At 61.0% G+C, this 17644-nt stretch carries 14 protein-coding genes; 11 read left to right on the top strand and 3 right to left on the bottom strand.

Translation table 11 applies throughout. From position 1 onward, the window contains the following. Positions 1 to 43: 43 nt before the first annotated feature. On the top strand, positions 44 to 976 hold the full coding sequence (locus ACJ8J4_RS02880; protein ID WP_197819064.1) for a LysR family transcriptional regulator: 933 nt from the start codon (positions 44 to 46) through the stop codon (positions 974 to 976). Between the two features lie 7 nt (positions 977 to 983). On the opposite strand, the gene ACJ8J4_RS02875 is transcribed toward ACJ8J4_RS02880, so the two are convergent. Beyond that, the gene (locus tag ACJ8J4_RS02875; protein ID WP_049207637.1) at positions 984 to 1625 is read right to left on the bottom strand and encodes a TetR family transcriptional regulator; all 642 of its coding nucleotides are present in this window, start codon (positions 1623 to 1625) and stop codon (positions 984 to 986) included. Between the two features lie 93 nt (positions 1626 to 1718). Here ACJ8J4_RS02875 and ACJ8J4_RS02870 point away from each other — a divergent pair, with 93 nt between their 5' ends. The 8 genes from ACJ8J4_RS02870 (at position 1719) to pqqF (ending at position 9167) form a co-directional block, all read left to right on the top strand. Continuing rightward, on the top strand, positions 1719 to 2381 hold the full coding sequence (locus ACJ8J4_RS02870; RefSeq protein WP_043137382.1) for an O-methyltransferase: 663 nt from the start codon (positions 1719 to 1721) through the stop codon (positions 2379 to 2381). Between the two features lie 81 nt (positions 2382 to 2462). After that, a complete protein-coding gene (locus ACJ8J4_RS02865; RefSeq protein WP_049207640.1) occupies positions 2463 to 3512 on the top strand; it encodes a dipeptidase in 1050 nt (349 codons plus the stop codon). Positions 3513 to 3629: 117 nt separating this feature from the next. Then, on the top strand, positions 3630 to 3707 hold the full coding sequence (gene pqqA, locus ACJ8J4_RS02860) for a pyrroloquinoline quinone precursor peptide PqqA (RefSeq protein WP_004937827.1): 78 nt from the start codon (positions 3630 to 3632) through the stop codon (positions 3705 to 3707). A 58-nt stretch (positions 3708 to 3765) separates the two neighbouring features. Continuing rightward, the gene (gene pqqB / locus ACJ8J4_RS02855) at positions 3766 to 4677 is read left to right on the top strand and encodes a pyrroloquinoline quinone biosynthesis protein PqqB (protein WP_049295602.1); all 912 of its coding nucleotides are present in this window, start codon (positions 3766 to 3768) and stop codon (positions 4675 to 4677) included. A gap of 9 nt (positions 4678 to 4686) precedes the next feature. Further along, positions 4687 to 5442 (top strand): pyrroloquinoline-quinone synthase PqqC, encoded by a 756-nt coding sequence (gene pqqC / locus ACJ8J4_RS02850; RefSeq protein WP_025302820.1) that lies wholly within the window; start codon positions 4687 to 4689, stop codon positions 5440 to 5442. Further along, complete coding sequence (pqqD, locus tag ACJ8J4_RS02845) at positions 5442 to 5720, top strand: pyrroloquinoline quinone biosynthesis peptide chaperone PqqD (protein WP_016927749.1); 279 nt, start codon at positions 5442 to 5444, stop codon at positions 5718 to 5720. Before pqqC ends, pqqD begins: the two co-directional genes overlap by 1 nt. Then, entirely contained in the window at positions 5713 to 6849 is a 1137-nt protein-coding gene (pqqE, locus tag ACJ8J4_RS02840; protein ID WP_148123432.1) for a pyrroloquinoline quinone biosynthesis protein PqqE, read from the top strand. Before pqqD ends, pqqE begins: the two co-directional genes overlap by 8 nt. Before the next feature lie 2 nt (positions 6850 to 6851). Then, on the top strand, positions 6852 to 9167 hold the full coding sequence (gene pqqF / locus ACJ8J4_RS02835; RefSeq protein WP_264383946.1) for a pyrroloquinoline quinone biosynthesis protein PqqF: 2316 nt from the start codon (positions 6852 to 6854) through the stop codon (positions 9165 to 9167). A 140-nt stretch (positions 9168 to 9307) separates the two neighbouring features. Here the strand turns inward: pqqF and ACJ8J4_RS02830 are convergent, their stop codons facing one another. Continuing rightward, positions 9308 to 12343, bottom strand: coding sequence for an autotransporter domain-containing protein (locus tag ACJ8J4_RS02830; RefSeq protein ID WP_151428510.1), 3036 nt, complete (start codon positions 12341 to 12343; stop codon positions 9308 to 9310). Between the two features lie 907 nt (positions 12344 to 13250). On the opposite strand from ACJ8J4_RS02830, the gene ACJ8J4_RS02825 reads away from it, so the two are divergent. Next, positions 13251 to 15344 carry a putative bifunctional diguanylate cyclase/phosphodiesterase gene (locus tag ACJ8J4_RS02825; protein ID WP_264383945.1) on the top strand — a complete coding sequence of 698 codons (2094 nt, stop codon included), beginning with the start codon at positions 13251 to 13253 and terminating at the stop codon, positions 15342 to 15344. Here the strand turns inward: ACJ8J4_RS02825 and ACJ8J4_RS02820 are convergent. Beyond that, positions 15341 to 16537 carry an MFS transporter gene (locus ACJ8J4_RS02820; protein ID WP_442515982.1) on the bottom strand — a complete coding sequence of 399 codons (1197 nt, stop codon included), beginning with the start codon at positions 16535 to 16537 and terminating at the stop codon, positions 15341 to 15343. The genes ACJ8J4_RS02825 and ACJ8J4_RS02820 overlap by 4 nt on opposite strands. Positions 16538 to 16686: 149 nt before the next feature. On the opposite strand from ACJ8J4_RS02820, the gene ACJ8J4_RS02815 reads away from it, so the two are divergent. After that, positions 16687 to 17604 carry an ABC transporter substrate-binding protein gene (locus ACJ8J4_RS02815; protein WP_264383943.1) on the top strand — a complete coding sequence of 306 codons (918 nt, stop codon included), beginning with the start codon at positions 16687 to 16689 and terminating at the stop codon, positions 17602 to 17604. Positions 17605 to 17644: the final 40 nt, after the last annotated feature.

Here is a 17644-nt window from a genome sequence, read left to right as displayed (position 1 = left end):
TCGAACGCCTTTCCCCCTATTCAGCACGACAGGATGCGCACGCATGACCGACCCTGATTTCAACCTGCTGATCGCACTCGACGCGCTGCTGACGACGGGCAGCGTTGCCGGCGCGGCGCGGCGTCTCGGTTTAAGCGCCTCGGCGATGAGCCGCACCCTCAGCCGGCTGCGCACGGCCACCGGTGATCCTCTGTTGGTGCGCGCCGGCCGTCATATGGTGCTGACGCCCTATGCCGAAACGCTGCGCGAGCGGGCGCGGCACGCGACGTTCGAAGCCCGTGCGGTGCTGCGTCCGGCGCAGGGAGCATTGGATCCCGCCGCGCTGGATCGTACCTTCACGCTGCGCGCCAATGACGGCTTCGTCGAGGCCTTCGGCCCGGCGCTGATCGCCGCCGCCGCCGAACAGGCGCCGCGGGTGCGGTTGCGCTTTGCGCCCAAGCCGGAGAAAAGCGACCGCCCCCTGCGTGAAGGTCTGGTCGATCTGGAGATCGGCGTGTTGGGTGACATGGGCCCGGAAATCCGCCTGCAGGCGCTGTTCCGCGATCGCTTCGTTGGCGTGATGAGAACCGCACATCCGCTGGCGCAACAGCCAGAGATTGGCGTCGCCGACTACGCCGCCTGCGGCCACGTGGTGGCCTCGCGCAGCGGGCGCATTCTCGGGCCGGTAGATGCCGCGCTGGCGGAGCTGGGGCTGGCACGCCATATCGCCGCCGTGGTGCCAAGCTTTCCCGCCGCGCTGGCGGTGGCGCAAGCCTCGAACCTGTTGGCGTTGCTGCCCACCTCTTTCCTGCAGGCTCAACCTGCCGATGGCCCGCTGCGCGTCTTCGAGCTGCCGGTGAAAACGCCGCCCATTACCGTCTCGCAAATGTGGCACCCGCGCCTGGACGCCGAGGCGGATCACCGCTGGCTGCGGCAGTTGGTGTTGTCGGTTTGTCATCGGGAGGCGCAGCCCTCGGTGAATGACAATGTCACCTAAAAAGCGTTTACGGCCTCTGATGCCGGTTTAAATCGGCCAGATAAGCGCAAAACATGTCCGCCATCGCATCGGCATAAGCCGCGATCTCGGTATCGGTTCGCGGCGTTTCGGAGAATTGCTTGCCCGCCGCCCCCAACGTGCCGACGATCAGATCGCCCGCCAACCGGCGAGTGACCTGCGGAACACCAGGCAACGCTTCGCACATGAAAACCTGCACGATATCCTTGCTGGCTGCCTTTACCGCCTGTGCCTCCGGCGCATCGCGGTAAAGCGGCGCCGCATCATTCAACGCTACGCGCATCTGCGCCTCTTCACATTCCGAACGGATAAACGCCTGCACCAACAACCGCAAGCGCGCGAACGGCGTTTTCTCGCGATCGGCCAAAATACGGCTCAGCATATCCGTGGTCTGCCGCCATTCGTCGCTCTGCAAACGAAACAGGATCGCCGCCTTATTGGGGAAATACTGATAAAGCGACCCGACGCTGACGCCGGCACGCTCGGCCACCCTGGCGGTGGTGAAACGCGCCGCCCCCTCCTGCGCCAAAACCTGAATAGCGGCGGTCAGAATAGCGGACACCAGTTCGGCGGAGCGCGCCTGTTGCGGTTGTTTTCTCGAAGAAATTTGCTTACTGCGGCGTTCAGTCATAGCGGGCGGTCAATGCGAATAGAGGAATGCGAATAGTTCGTCATATTATAACGGCATGCGCTAACGCGCTCCATTTACGACAGGAAATTTGCCATGAGTACCCTGACCACTGCCCCCTTAGCGCCGCTGCTAACCCGTCTGTTCCAACAGGCATCCCGCCGGTCCCCGGCGCTTGCCGCCCTGTTCCGCGACGTGCCGGACGCAGAGCAAAGCCGGCTGATGCAGAGCAAAACCGAGTACCGCGAACTCTACCACCGCCTGAAGGATTTACCGCTGGCCGTGTCGCCGGCGACCGGTGCCTTGCTCTACATGTTGGCGCGGGGTTGTCGGGCGCAAAACATCGTCGAATTCGGCACGTCGTTCGGTATTTCGACCCTGCACCTGGCCGCCGCACTGCGCGATAACGGCGGCGGCCGATTGATTACCTGCGAGTTTGAACCGAGCAAAGCGGCGCGGGCGCGTGACAACCTGACCGAAGGCGGCGTCATCGACCTGGTGGAGATCCGCGTCGGCGACGCCCTGGAAACGCTGCGCGGCGATCTGCCGGCCACGGTCGACCTGCTGCTGCTCGACGGCGCCAAGGGACTTTATCCCGATATTCTCGACCTGCTTGAGAGCCGTCTGCGGCCCGGTGCGCTGATCGTCGCGGACAACGCCGATGACAGCCCGGATTACCTGGCGCGGGTGCGCGATCCGGCGACGGGCTATCTCTCCACGCCGTTCGCGGATGACGTCGAATTGACAATTCGGCTTTAAAATCCCCATCGAGCGAGGGTTGTTCCCCCTCGCTCGATGGGAGAACATAGCGTTCACGATGCCTGACTCAGTGAAACGCCCATGACGCTTCCCCCTCTCTGGCCGGTCTTCGACGGCCATAACGACCTGCTGCTCAATCTGTGGCTGCAGCATGACGACGATCCGGTCGCCGCCTTTTATTCCCGCGTCACGCCGGGCCACCTCGATTTCTCCCGCATGCGGCGCGGCGGATTTTTCGGCGGGCTGTTCGCGGTATTTATTCCTCCGGTCAGCTATATCGCCCAGATGCGTAATCAAACGCAGGACGAGGCGCAGGCCGCCTTCGATCCGCTGGCGATCGCCGAACGGCAGATCGCCATCCTGCAGCAGCTGGAGCAGGCTTCTCAGGGGCAGCTGCGCATCTGTCGCACCGCCACCGAGATAGAACAGTGCCGCCTCAACCGGCAAATCGCCGCGGTGCTGCATATCGAAGGCGCCGGCATGATCGATGCAGAACTGACGCAGTTGGAGGCCTTCTACCGGCTGGGCGTGCGCAGCATCGGGCCATTCTGGAATCTGCCAAACGCCTTTGGTACCGGCGTCAGCGGGTCGTTCCCCGGCTCACCCGATACCGGCCCCGGCCTGACGCCGGCCGGCGAGGCGCTGATCCGTGCCTGCAATCAGCGCCGCATCATGATAGACGTCTCGCACATGAACGAGAAAGCCTTCTGGCAAACCGCCGCGTTGAGCACCGCACCGCTGGTCGCTACCCACTCCAATGCCCATGCCCTCTGCCCGCAGCCACGCAACCTGACCGACGCGCAGCTGGACGCCATCGCCCAGAGCGGCGGGATGGTCGGCGTCAATTTCGGCACCGCCTTCCTGCGGGCGGACGGTAAACGTGACAGTGCAACGACCGGCTTAACAGAAATTGTTAAACACGTTGAGTATTTGATCGCTAAACTTGGTGAAGATCGCGTGGGATTTGGCTCTGATTTTGACGGGGTCAACGTACCGCAACCGTTGGAGGACGCCGCAGGCCTGCCGCGCCTGACGCAAGCGCTGGCCCAGGCCGGGTTCGATAACCGGCTGCTGGAGAAGCTGACCTGGCGCAACTGGCTGAACGTGCTCGCCGCCACCTGGGGTGAATAACCCGGTTACGCTTTAAAGGTTGCGATCTCCGTCACATTTCGCCAACATTGTGCCGGCCGAATGCGAACGTTTCTCATTGGGTTCGACATATTACGATGCATGCTAAGGAGCACCGCTATGACTACCTGGACTAAACCTGAGTTTGTTGACCTGCGTCTGGGGCTGGAAGTAACGCTGTACATTTCCAACCGTTAATCGCCCGTCTGCCCGCCCTTCGCGCGGGCATTTCTTTCCCTCTCTTTCTGGTTTAGACATGCAGATAAAAGTTCTCGGCTCGGCGGCGGGCGGCGGCTTTCCCCAGTGGAATTGCAACTGCGACAACTGTCGGGGCGTTCGCGACCACAGCATCAGCGCCACGCGCCGCACGCAGTCTTCCATCGCTATCAGCGACGACGGTAAAAACTGGGTGCTGTGCAACGTTTCCCCGGACATTTGCCATCAACTGTTGGCCTCGCCCGAATTGAATAACCCCGACGTGCTGCGTGGCACCGGCATCGGCGCGATCGTGCTGACCGACAGCCAGATCGATCACAGCGCGGGCTTGCTCAATTTGCGTGAGGGCTGTCCGCACCAGGTCTGGTGCACGCCTGAAGTACATGACGATCTCAGCACCGGCTTCCCGGTGTTTCCCATGCTCTCCCATTGGAACGGCGGGTTGATTCACCACCCGGTGACGCCCGGCGAACCGTTCCACACGGCGGTCTGTCCGACCGTGCGCTTTACCGCCATTCCGCTGCTCAGCAACGCGCCGCCCTATTCGCCGTACCGCGATCGTCCGCTGCCGGGCCACAACGTGGCGCTGTTTATCGAAGATACCGCACGCGGGGTCGGGCTGCTGTACGCACCGGGCCTGGGTGAGCCGGACGAGGCGCTGATGCCGTGGCTGCGCCGCGCGGACTGCCTGCTGATCGACGGCACGCTGTGGCGCGACAACGAGCTGGCCAACGCCGGCGTGGGCCGCAATACCGGCAAGGACATGGGGCATCTGGCGCTGGCGGAAGAACACGGGCTGGCGGCCCTGCTCGCCACCTTGCCCGCCAGGCGCAAAATCCTGATCCACATTAACAATACCAACCCTATCCTCAATGAAAACTCGGCAGAGCGGCAAAGCCTGACCGCCGCCGGCATTGAAGTGAGCTGGGACGGCATGAATATCGAACTGTAGGGAACCGCCATGACGCAACCACTCCCCCTTGACCCACAGGCGTTTGAAGCGGCGCTGCGCGCCAAAGGCGCTTATTACCATATCCACCACCCGTACCACATCGCGATGCACAACGGCGAAGCGACCCGCGAGCAGATCCAGGGCTGGGTGGCCAACCGGTTCTACTACCAGACCAGCATTCCGATTAAGGATGCAGCGATCATGGCCAACTGCCCACAACCGGAAACACGCCGCAAATGGGTACAGCGCATCCTGGATCACGACGGCTACGGCGGCAGCGAAGGCGGCATCGAGGCCTGGCTGCGCCTGGGCGAAGCCGTTGGGCTGCAGCGCGACACTTTGCTCTCTGAAGAGCGGGTACTGCCGGGCGTGCGCTTCGCGGTGGACGCCTACGTCAACTTCGCGCGCCGCGCCTGCTGGCAGGAAGCAGCCTGCAGCTCACTGACCGAACTGTTCGCGCCGCAAATCCACCAATCGCGCCTCGACAGCTGGCCGCAGCACTACCCGTGGATCGACGCCGCCGGCTACGACTATTTCCGCAGCCGCCTCGGCCAGGCCAACCGCGATGTGGAACACGGCCTGGCGCTGGCGCTTGACTATTGCGACACCGTTGAAAAGCAGCAGCGCATGCTGGAGATCCTGCAGTTCAAGCTGGACATTCTGTGGAGCATGCTGGACGCCATGAGCATGGCCTACACCCTGAACCGCCCGCCTTACCACAGCGTGACCGCCGCGCGGGTATGGCACAACCAGAGGCTGGTGTAATGACGCTGAACCCTGAACACACCCCCGTCTTCCGCCGCGGTTACCGCCTGCAATGGGAGCAGGTGCAAAACAGCCATGTGATCCTCTACCCGGAAGGCATGGCCAAGCTAAACGACAGCGCCGCCGCCATTTTGCAACTGGTCGACGGCCACACTACGCTGAACGGCATCATCGCCCAGTTGAACGCCCGCTTCCCCGGCGCCGAAGGGTTAGCGGACGACGTGCTGGAATTTTTCCAGCGCGCCTACGAACAAAAATGGGTGACCTTCCGTGACTGAACCACGTGCGCCGGCGGTGAATCCGCCGCTCTGGCTGCTGGCGGAGCTGACCTACCGCTGCCCGCTGCAGTGCCCCTATTGCTCTAACCCGCTCGATTTTGCCACGCAGGAAAAAGAGCTGACCACCGCGCAGTGGATCGAGGTGTTTCGCCAAGCGCGGGCGATGGGCAGCGTGCAGCTCGGCTTCTCCGGCGGCGAGCCGCTGGTGCGTAAAGACCTGCCCGAGCTGATCGCCGCCGCCCGCGATCTCGGGTTTTACACCAACCTGATCACCTCCGGCATCGGCCTGACCGAGAAAAAGCTGCAGACCTTCGCCGACGCCGGGCTGGATCACATTCAGATCAGTTTTCAGGCCAGCGATGAAACGTTGAACGCCGCGCTGGCGGGCTCCGCCAAAGCATTTCAGCAGAAGTTGGCCATGGCCAAGGCGGTCAAGGCGCTCGGCTATCCGATGGTGCTCAACTTCGTGCTGCATCGCCATAATATCGGCCAGATCGACCGCATTATCGAACTGGCGATCCAGCTGGACGCCGACGACGTCGAGCTGGCGACCTGCCAGTTCTACGGCTGGGCGCACCTCAATCGCGAGGGCCTGCTGCCGACCCGCGAACAGATCGCCGATGCGGAAACCGTGGTGAAACGCTACCGCGAACGCATGGCCGCCGACGGCAAGCTGGCCAACCTGCTGTTCGTCACGCCGGACTACTACGAGGAGCGCCCCAAAGGCTGCATGGGCGGCTGGGGCGCCATCTTCATGAGCGTGACGCCGGAAGGCATGGCGTTACCCTGTCACAGCGCCCGTCAGTTACCGATCGCCTTCCCGTCGGTGCTGGAGCACGATCTGCAGCATATCTGGTACCACTCATTCGGTTTTAACCGCTATCGCGGCTATGACTGGATGCCGGAGCCCTGCCGTTCCTGCTCGGAGAAAGAGCAAGACTACGGCGGCTGCCGCTGTCAGGCGTTCATGCTAACCGGCAACGCCGACAACGCCGACCCGGTGTGCGGCAAATCGCCGCACCACGGCACCATTCTGGCGGCGCGGGAAGCGGCGAACCGTTCGCAGATCGGTATCGATCAGCTGCGTTTTCGCAATCAGACCAACTCCCGTCTGATCTTCAAGGGTTGACGATGGCACTCGCCGGCGCCTCTTGGCAGCTCGAGAACGGTTTGGCCGTCAAGGCGATAAGCGACCCTGCTGTCGGCTGCGCCGCCGCGCTGGTGCGCATTGAGGCGGGCAGTTTTCAGGCGCCCGTCGCCTGGCCGGGCCTGGCGCACCTGCTGGAGCATATGTTGTTTCGCGGCAGCGCGAACTTCAGCGCGCAAGAGGGCCTGATGAGCTGGGTACCGTCGGTCACTGGCCGACTGAACGCCACCACCCAGGCTACGCAAACCGCGTTTTTCTTCGAGGTGGGCACCGAACATTTGGCGCAGGGGTTGACGCGGCTAAGCGATATGCTCGCCGCCCCACAGCTGGCGACCGAGGCGATTGAGCAGGAGATCGAGGTCATCGACGCCGAATACCGCCTGCTGCGCGCCGAGGTAGAAACCCGCTGCGAAGCGGCGCAGCGGCAGATGTTCGGCGGCCTTGGTGCAATGCATCGCTTTCATATCGGCAGCCGCGCCGCTTTCGGCAACGACATTTCCGCGTTGCAGCAGGCGCTGCGGCAGTTTCACCAGTGCTATTTTCGCGCGCCAAACATGACGCTGTGGCTGCAAGGCCCGCAATCGCTGGCGCAGCTGCATGCGCTGGCACAGCGCTACGGCAGCCGCTTGCCATCGGGCAGCGCCATACCGCACGAAGCCTCACCGCCGCTGACCGCTGCGAAAGATTACACCCTGTCTCTTCCCGGCACGCCACAGCTGAGGCTGGTGTTTGCCCTGTCGCGTTCCCATTCACGCGGTTGGCTGCGGCGGCTGGAGCGCCTGCTGTTGGACGAAGCCCCCGGCGGGCTGCTGGCGCGGCTGCGCGCTCAGGCGTGGTGTGACGCCGTTCGGCTGGACTATTCGCGCTGCAGCGAGAACAACGCCCTGCTGAGTTTTATCTTTACCGTCAATCGCGGTTCAGCCGCTGAAGCTGCCCACATCGAAAGCGCCCTGCTGGCGTGGCTACAGGCGCTGCAGGTGCTGACACCGGCTCAGCTTGCGCATTACGAGCGGCTGGCAAATCGCGATTTCCACCGTTTGGCGCCGCTCGATCAGCTGCAGGCCAGAGCGCTTGGGCTACCGCCGGTGGAGCCGAACGACGATTGGCCGCGGCATATTGCGGCGCTGATTAGCGCGCCGCGCCGTCGCCTGGCCGTGCGGCCTGATGGCCACGGCGAAACCCGTGAAATTCAAGGGCTGCCGCTGGCGCTTGGCCCCTTCGCCGGCGCCGCGCTGACGTCTGCCGCGGAACCTTTCCGCTTTTTCGCCACCTCGGCGGCGCTGCTTAGTCCGACCTTGCCTTCCGGCCTGGCGCCGCTGCGGCATCTGCTCCCCGGCGAAGCGCAGCCTGTGCTGCTGCTGCGGCCGGCGCCGTCGAGCCGCTTCAGCGATGGACAGGCCTACGGCTTACAGGCGGCGCTGCGCACCGGGGCGGCAGAACTGGCGCATCGGGAGGGACATTTGAGCTTCGAGCGCCATCAGGGCGTGTGGCTGCTGCAACTGGCGGGCAGCCACGCGCTGATCTGCCACGGGCTGAGTGAGGTGAACCGAGCGCTGGCGGTGTTGCCGCCGACCGTTCTCAGCGAAGCGGCGAGAAACCTGCGCCATACGCAGCTGAAAGAACAAAGCGATATCGCCATTCGCCGCCTGTTAGCTCAATTGCCGGCGGCGCTCAGTGCGCCAACCGAAGCAGCACAATGGCATGCCACCTTGATCGGCGGCGATGGCGAGTTAAAACGGCAGCTGTCGCACCTGCTGTACGACTTCCCCTATTTCGTGGCCGCGGAGCCGCCGCTGCCGACACATCAACATCATTGCCCCATCACGCTGACGGAAAGCGGCGCCGAAAGTGCCTTACTGCAGTTTTACCCGCTGCAAAACGATGAAGCCGAAGGCCGTTGGGCGCTGCGCGTGCTGGCCCAGCTTTACGCGCCGCGCTATTTTCAGCGGCTGCGCGTGGAACGCAACGTGGGTTACGTGGTGCAATGCGCCTTCCACCGCTGCGCCGATGCCGAAGGCATGCTGTTCGCGCTGCAATCCCCGACGTTCACCGTTGAACAGCTGAGGCAGTTAACCGACGAATTCTTATTGCAGATGCGTCATGAGTTGCCGCACGTTAGCGCGGGTGAACTGGCGCAAATACAACAGGCGACGCAACAAAACTTGCAGCGCCTCAGCATCGAATCGTTGCAGCGCGCCCGAGAAATTGCCTTGGAAGATCGTGTGGCCATTGCTGACGCGGCGCCAGTCACGCTGACCCAACTGTTGCACTGGCAGCAGCGTTTGCTTTCCTCTGATTGATTAACCCGACGGGGAACACCGGCCAGGGGGAATAGGACGCGGAGAAAGTATCACCTCATGCCAAAGAAGGCCGGCTGGCCGCGAAAAAAACCCCCATCGTCACGATGAGGGCTGAATAAAGCGAAGCACGCTAACCGCGATCAGAAGCGCCAGGTCAGACCGGCGTTGACGCTGTTATCCTGGTGGTTGGACGACAGCTGCCCGCCGTAGCCAAGGGACAGGACGGCGTTTTTGTTAATCGACACATCGACGCCCGCTTTCAGAATCGCCCCATCGCGGGAAACCGGCACGCTGTTTACGTCGAACGCCGCATCGGTACGTTTGAACATCAGCTGCGTTTTGCGCTCCAGCTTGCCGTATTGATGCTGCCAACCCAGCTCGCCGCGCAGCGCGATCGCCACACTGTCGGTTTGCCACTCGGTGTCGGCGCGGAGACCCAGCGTCGAGGCGGTGGCGGACTGACTTTGTTTGTCGCCGCGCAGTGCCGCTGCCCCGCCTTGCTCGTTGATCTCCTCGTTACGGTAATGGGTATACGCCAGGTTGGCGAACGGCTCAAGGTTGACCGCATCGCTCGACCAATCGTAGCCGCTTTCGATGAACAGCTGACCGGTACGCGCGTTATACTTGGCCTTCTCGCGATCCGACTGCGCGCCGTAGTTCACCGAGCGCGAGGTGTCGATGCGATGCCAGGTATAGGTGCCGCCTGCTCGCAGGGCCAACGCGCCGAAGCGTTTGTCGCCGTACAGCCCCAGATGGTAGTTGTCGCTGTGGGCATCTGACTGATAACCGCCATCCAGCGAAGTGCGGGTATACCCGGTCATCACCCCAAGCCGGCCGTCGTCAAACAGTTCGCTGTCCAGACCTAACAGTACGCCATAGGTAGAGGTCTGGTAGCCGGTGGCGTTGTCGTTGCCGGAAGCATGCCCCCAGTTGCCCAGCAGTTTCGCCCAGGCCCCATTATCATCCGCCTTGATATCGGAAGCGATACGGCGGCCTTCCGCCTGGCGCAAGCGCTCGGTGGCGGCATCGCGCAGGTAACGGCTTTCGTTAATCTGGGCGGAAGCCATATCCGCGTGGATCTGGCCGGACAGTTGACGGGTCGCCTGTTGCAGCTCTCTGGCCGACGTGAAGCCGAGGAAGCTTTCATACACCGGATGGCCGGTTACGACGCCCGCATCTTCGGTAGCGGCTTGCGCTTTGCCTTCATCACCTTGCAGTGCGCTTAGCGCCTCAGCGGTAGGGGCAGCCACGCTGCGCTTCACCGTTTCCGTGACTGGTTCCGTCGCGTTGAGCGTCTCCACCGCACGAGCTACCGCTTTCTCGTTCTCAGTGCTGGCCAGGCTGTCAAAGCTGGCGTCGGTGCGCGTGATGCCAAGGCCGACGTCATTGCCCTGATAATCCAGCGCGACTTTAACAAACGGATACGATGGATTGGCGTTTTCGAACCGGCCGTTGACGCCGTCCGTCGTGGTCAGGATGGTGTACTTGTTGCCCAGCAGACTCTGCGCCTCATTCTGCGACAGCAGGTTTTGGCTGCGCTCCAGGCTGACATTCACACTGCCGCCGTTGAGAAACGCGCGCCGCGCGGCGATCTTATCGCTGCGGCCATTGTCCGCCACTTCCACGTTATACTGCGAACCGCGATCAAAAATGGCGTCGTGCAACACATGCAGCGTGCCGATGCCGTTACCCGGCGCGACGCTGCCGCCCCGAACCGCTCTGAAGGCGCCTACGGTACCCTCACCGGACAACGTGCCGCTATTTTCGATATAGACGTTGGAGGCCACCGAACCGTTGATCGCCAACACGCCCTGTTTCACCCAGGTATCACCGCGATAGGTGTTATTACCCAACAACGCCAGCGTACCGGCGCCCGTTTTGGTCAAGCCGCCGTGCCCGCTGATGTCGTTACTCCACGAATCGAAGTCGCATTCGCTCGACGTGCAGCGCCGCTCAACAGAGGTACCGGGTTCGACGATATTTCCCAGGCCGGGGATATTCACCACGAACTGTTTTTCACTGTAGGAGCCCGGTACATAATATTCCTGCGGGATATCCTCTTGGGTAATAAACATTTTCGGGCCGTTGATCGCATCGCGTAAATTGACACGTCCCCAGCCGAACAGATTATCAATACCGGCAACACCCAAATCGGTGGCGGTGGTTTTAATTACCGCGGATATTTGATCGGCGCTCATATAAGGGAAACGTTGCATCAATACGGCGGCAACGCCGGTAACGTGCGGCGCCGCCATTGAGGTGCCGGATTTATTGCCGTAGCCGGGATTAACCGACAGCTCGCCCTTATTATAAGCTTCGCGATTCACGGCGCCACCGGTATTGGATTCCAGCCGGCCAACGGTGCTGTAAATATCAGAACCCGGCGCGGAAACGCAGTAGCTGGCCGTTTGTCCGCAGCTGGTCGAGGAAACACTTAACTGATTTTCGTCACTCAGGTTGGTCACAATCAGGTAATTATTCAGTACGTCCGGGAAAGCGTAAGGCAGTGACTTTTGCGCTTCCGGGATATTGTAGTTGTTGTAATTTCCTGCCGAGAAGACGATCAGCTTGCCGTGCCTGGCCGCCCGCAGCAGCGTCGACATGGCGCTGTGCCCGCCGGTGGGCACCGGGTGTTCGCTGCCCCATTCCACGCTGGATTTGCTGCGCATCATCTCGGCGATCACTTCGTTTTTTACAAATGCCACGTAGTCCGGCCTACCGTTCGGCAACCAGATGATATCGCCTTTGGCGTCTCGCCGTATATCTGGCGCGATCCCCCAGCTGTTATTGATGACGCGGGCTGCGCTCTGAATCAGCTCTTCACGGCCGTTGCGATTACCGTAATCATTCAATTTGGTGCCGATAATATCCGCGTCGAAAGCAACGCCGTGCATACCTGCGCCATCTCTTTTAGCCGCCGCGATACCGGCTACGTGCGTGCCGTGATCGCCGAAAGACATATTATCTTGTTTATCATACGAGAAGTTATAACTGCCGTTATCCAGGCGTGTCAGTTTACCGGCGAATTCAGAATGGGAAAGAATGGCGTTATCGATAATGCCGATGGTTATACCTTTTCCGGTATAGCCTCTGGCATAGGCGAATTCGGCGGAAATAGCCTTAAGCCCCCATTGGCGATTAAACTCCGCGGTTTTCCAACTGTCAGGCACGCCCAATCGACCGGGATCCTGATAAGCGGCAAGAGAAGAATGAATGGATAAGCCATAACAACCCAGAAAAACGCAATACGCTAACTTCAATCTTTTATTAAGTATCATTTTACGCTCCATGTTTATTTATACCCAGAAGAAAATTTACGTTTTAACCGCGCTGAAACCTCCTATGATCGTGAAACGACGGATAACACATGCGGGCCCGACGCGGGCCGCGCGAACAGACAGGCTGAGAGATGCAAATGGGCGCAGACAGACAAAGAGATGCCATCGCGCCGGGCGCCTATGGCGCAGACGTTTGGAGAGGAGGCGAATGTACGCTTGCCGGCGCCGTTGCGCCGAAATGCCCCGACCATCGGGTGCGGGCGTAAGGATCAGGCTGTGGGTGCATTTCGCCTCACCATCCAGTTTTGCTAATGATTATCATTCGCGAGGCTATCTTATACGTAAGTAAAGTGTCAACAGATGAAACAAAACATTTCTTGATTTGCATCATAACTTTTCTCTAAACGCCGGGCGACGGTGCTGCGACAACCGCTGAAGAGTGCATAAAATGGCGGTTATTGCCGCCATAAGTGAGATTTTCGTCAGTGAAGACGCATAGCGCCAGCAGAGCAACCGGTGGAAGAGCATAAAAACACCTGAACATTTCATCAAATAGAAACATCAGATTGATTAATTTTTATGGCAAAACCCCATCGTGGTCCGATCACTTATTTTTCGTTGCAATATAAGGGGGGCTTATAAATAACAGGAGTATTCCTAATGCGTTCACGCTGGATGTATTCCATGCTAGCGGGCTGATTTTTAGCCGCGCCCGCTGGCTATTCCCAATTTCATTGGCAAGACTATATTGAAAGAGGCTCTGCTAGAGAGCGAGAATATGGGTAATTTTCCGAGGAAATGCCGCATGACCCTGTTGCCCAAGCAGACCAATAACAAAAATCCGATTGATCTCTATAGCGAAATCGTAGACGACTTGCCCGGTCTGATTTGCTTCGGCAACCGCCTTGGCGGCTACTTCAATAAACAGTGGCGCGACTATACCGGCGCAATCGCCGGTGAACACGGCGCCGCTGATTGGCTCGATACCCTGCACCCCGACGATCGCGAGCGGCTGGCCACACAATGGCGCCAGGCGATCGTTGCCCTCTCCTCATTCGCCGGTGAGGCCCGCCTGCGCGATCGCAGCGGCGCCTACCGTTGGTTTATGTTGGCGTTTAACGCCCGTCAGGACGGCATGGCGCTGGAGCCCAGCTGGTACCTCACCGCCACCGACATCCACCCGCAAATGCTGCAACGTCAGCAAAACGTTCAGGCGCTCTCTATCCAGCAAGACATGCTGGACGCCAGCGTCGACTGCATCAAAGTGATCAATCGCGACGGCACGCTGCGGCACATGAACCGCTCCGGCAGCCTGGCGCTCGGCCTGGATCCGGCGCAAAAAGAGTTTGGCATGCCCTGGCTGGGGCTGTTGTCGCCCGAAGTCCGCCGCCGTGGCAGCAAGGCGCTGCACAGCGTCAGAGCCGGTAAAAATGCGCGCTTCGCGGGATTAAGCGTGACGCCGCAAGGAAAAAAACAGCATTGGGACAACATTCTCTCTCCCGTCAGCGATGAACACGGCGCAGTGGCCGAGATCTTGTGCGTCTCGCGCGACGTGACGTCGCAACGCGTGATGGAACAGCGTATGTTGCTCGCCAGCGAATATGACGAATTGACCGGCCTGCCCAACCGGCGCTTATTCAAGAAAAAGCTGAAGCAAGAGATGAAGCGCGCCCTGCATGGCAACAAGTCCCTCGGGCTGATGCTGCTGGATCTTGACCACTTCAAGCTGGTGAACGACACGCTGGGCCACGCGGCGGGCGACCATCTGCTGCGGGTTCTGGGTAAAAGGCTCAGCGCCTGCATGAATACGCATTCGTTCGTCTCCCGCCTCGGGGGGGACGAATTCGCGGTGGTGATCAGCGACGTTGAAAACGAGCAGGATATTTTCCGCATCGCCAACAAGTTTCTGCTGCAGCTGGAGACGCCGATCACCCACGGTGGCAAGACGCTGCATTGCGGCATGAGCATCGGCGGCGCCATCTACCCCAAAGATGCCCGCGACGCTTCGGAACTGATGAAATGCGCCGATACCGCGCTGTATGAGCTGAAAGACGGCGGCCGCGGCGGCGTCTATATGTTCGATCGCAAGATGATGGACAAGGCCCGCGCACGCGCCAGCCAGCTCAACTACGCGCGCCAGATCGTGCGCGACAACTGCATCCGTCCCAGCTACCAGCCGAAGGTCAGCCTCTCCGACGGCAGCATCGTCGGCTTCGAAGCGTTGCTGCGCTGGCATTGCCCGCAAAACGGCATACAGCTGCCGGCGACGGTCAGCGAAGCCTTCAACGACTACGAGCTGGCGACCAAGATCAGTGAAGCCATGCAGCTGAAGGTCTTCGCCGATATCGCCCGCTGGCGCGCGGCCGGCGTAGCGGTACGCCCTATCTCGCTGAACGTGTCGCCGATCGAATTTTTACGCGACAACTACGCCGAAACCTTCCTGCAGCGCCTGCTGAAATTCCATATTCCCCACCACCTGATCGAACTGGAAGTGACCGAGCACGCGTTCAACAAACATGGCTCCAAGTACGTGCTGCGCGCGCTGCAAATGCTCAAAGAGATGGGCATCCGCATCGCACTGGACGACTTCGGCACCGGCCATTCCTCATTCAGCCATATCATGGATTACCCGCTGGACTGCATTAAGCTGGACTGCGATTTCGTTCAACGCATGAACACCGAACCGGCGATCCTGGCGATCGTAGAAAGCATCGGTATCCTCGGTCAGAAGCTGTCGATCGATATCATCGCCGAGGGCGTGGAAACCGAGCAGCAGCGGCAAACGCTGTGCGAAGCCGGTTTCCATATTGGCCAGGGTTTTCTGTTCAGCCGGGCGGTGGAATCCCAGCGGGTGCCCGAGCTGCTGCAAGCGGTGCCGCAATCTGTCGAGGGCCGTTAAGCCCCCTGCCGTGCGCCAAACGGCGCCAGTTGCATACCGATAAGCGTCACTACGCAGATGAGTGCCCCGGCGTAGAAGGTGGAGGCGGAACCGAACAGCTCCCACAAGGTTCCAGCCCCAAGACTCGCCAGCAGCAGCGCCACGCCGCTGATCAGATTGAACATGCCAAACGCGGTGCCGCGCAGATGAGCCGGCGCTGTATGCGCCACCATCGCCGCCAATAGCCCCTGGGTCATGCCCATGTGCCCCCCCCACAGCGCTACGCCAAACAGCACCCCGCTCCAATGATCGCTCAGCGCCAATACCAGGTCGGCGGCGATCAGCACCAGCAACCCGGCTTTCAGCAATCCTTCATGGCTCATGCGGTCAGACAGTTTTCCGAACGGATAGGCCGAGCAGGCGTAGACCAGATTCATGGCGACCATCACCAGTGGGATCAGCGCCAGCGGCGTGCCGCCCTGCTGCGCCTTCAACACCAGGAACGCTTCGCTGAAGCGCGCCAGCGTAAAGATCGCGCCGATGCTCACCACCCACCAATAGCTGCGCCCCAGCAGCCGCAGGTTGGCGCGGGTGATCGGGTTGGTGCGCTTGTGGGTTATCGCGGCGGTCGGCTCTTTCAGGCCGAAAAACAGCAGCGCAATCGCCAGCGCCGCCGGGACCGTCGCCACCCAAAAGATGGCGCGAAAATCGTTGTGCCACAGCAGCATCAGGCCGACGGCCAGCAGCGGCCCTAAAAAGGCGCCGACGGTATCCAGCGACTGCCGCAGCCCGAAGGCCGCGCCGCGAATTTCCGGCGGCGTCACGTCGGCCACCAGGGCATCGCGCGGCGCCCCGCGGATGCCTTTGCCCACGCGATCCAGCAGGCGCGCGCTCATCACCATGCCGGACGACGATGCGATAGCGAAAAACGGCTTGCTGATGGCGCCCAGCCCGTAGCCCAGCAGCGCCAGCCCTTTACGTTTACCGAGGTAATCGCTGAGCACGCCGGAGAACACCTTGACGATCAATGCCGTCGCCTCCGCGAGCCCTTCGATCAGCCCGATGACGATCACGCTGGCACCGAGCGTCGTCGCCATAAACAGCGGCAGCAGGCTATGGATCATTTCCGAGGAAACGTCCATCAGCAGGCTCACGCCACCCAATACCCACACGCCGCGCGGTATGCGGCCCAACGTAGCGAAACGCGACGACATGCTTCATCCTCGATCGATTCAGCGCCGCCAGAGGCGCCTCATGATTTTTCCAAGATTGGTTAGTTGATTTTGTTCGTTCACAGATCTGCAGCCTTTAGAGATAGTGCAACGACCGTGTGACACCCATAATAATGAAGGTAATTAACATAATGATATATAGCAAAAAGATGATAGTGATTGCGGCGCTGCTGAGTTTTTCCGCCGCCGCCGCACCGGGCGTGGATCTCGTCGCTAACGAAACGCCGATCCACACGGTGAAGAGCGCCGAAGCCGTGGCCAAAATCCCCGCCGGCTTCCGGTTCGTGGAACCCGGCACGCTGACGGTGGCCATTTCCCTGCTGGGCAGCGGCCCGCCGTTCGGCCTGTACGCCCGCGACAATAAAACGGTGATCGGCAGCGAGGCGGACATCGCGCGCCTGGTGGCCGACGGTTTGGGGTTGAAACTCAAACTGGTGCCCACGTCGTGGGAAGACTGGCCGCTGGGGGTGGCCTCCGGCAAATATGACGCCGCGGTTTACAACATCACCGTGACCAACGAACGCAAGACCAAATTCGATTTCGCCACCTATCGGCAGGATACGCTGGGCTTCTACGTCAAGTCCGACAGTAAAATCACCCAGATCAAAACGGCGCCGGATATCGCCGGTAAAAAAATCATCGTCGATTCCGGCACCAATCAGGAAGCGGTGCTGATGGCCTGGGACAAGGAGAACCGCGCCAAGGGATTAGCGCCGCTGCAGCCGGTGTACGTCACCGATAAGGCCGCCTCCACGTTGGCCATTCAGTCTGGCCGCGCCGACGCTACCTTCGGGCCCAACGTCTCCGGCGCTTATCAGGCGCGGCTGACCGGCAAAACCCGGCTGGTGGGCATTGTGCCCGGCGGCTGGCCGAAGACCGCCAACATCGCCGTCACACTGAAGAAAGGCAACGGTCTGGTGGACGCGGTGCAGGCTTCGCTCAACAGCGCCATCGCCAACGGCAGCTATCTGCAGGTGCTGGATCGCTGGGCGGAAAGCGACGAGAAGATTGCCCATTCGGAGATTAACCCGCCGGGGCTAGGGGACTAGAGCATGAACCGGCCCCGCATCGAGGGGCCGGTTATTGATG

It is taken from the genome of Serratia sp. CY47280 (genome assembly GCF_052168655.1).
GTDB lineage: Bacteria > Pseudomonadota > Gammaproteobacteria > Enterobacterales > Enterobacteriaceae > Serratia > Serratia bockelmannii.
Note: the sequence above shows the minus strand (reverse complement) of the source record. Positions and strands in the feature narration are given on the sequence as shown.